The 437-nt window shown below is 39.6% G+C and carries 1 protein-coding gene; it reads right to left on the bottom strand.

Annotation, left to right across the window (positions count from 1 at the left end; translation table 11 throughout):
• Nucleotides 1-13: 13 nt before the first annotated feature.
• The coding region (locus ACXAF2_RS23505) for a transposase (protein WP_475142163.1) at nt 14-437 on the bottom strand (424 nt) is incomplete at its 5' end.

Raw genomic sequence — 437 nt, 5'->3', positions numbered from 1 at the left:
TTTAAAAAAGAGCCTAGGCTGCTAATAAGTGACTCCGGTATTGTACCGGGGTCATTTTATTTATACCCCATTGATAACGCCGGTGATTATACTCCTCTATTACTCGATACACTTCCTTTCTGACTTCCCTAATATTCTTACATGTTTTATACTCTGCCCAATCCTTGAAGTGCCCAAAGAAACTCTCCATCGGGGCATTGTCCCAACAGTTCCCTTTACGTGACATCGATTGGGTTAATCCAAGTGTTTTCACCCTATTTTGAAATTGGGGATGTGTATAATGAAATCCCTGATCTGAATGTAATATGGCTTCAGAATGGAATGATTTCCCTACTGCGAGCTTTAATTTCTTAAGGGTACTATAAACGATATCCATTTCCAAGGAAGAGGATAGGTGATAAGCGACAATTTCCTTCGTCGTACTATCTTTCACACAT

Source organism: Rossellomorea sp. ABR4_004 (assembly GCF_056159585.1).
Note: the sequence above shows the minus strand (reverse complement) of the source record. Positions and strands in the feature narration are given on the sequence as shown.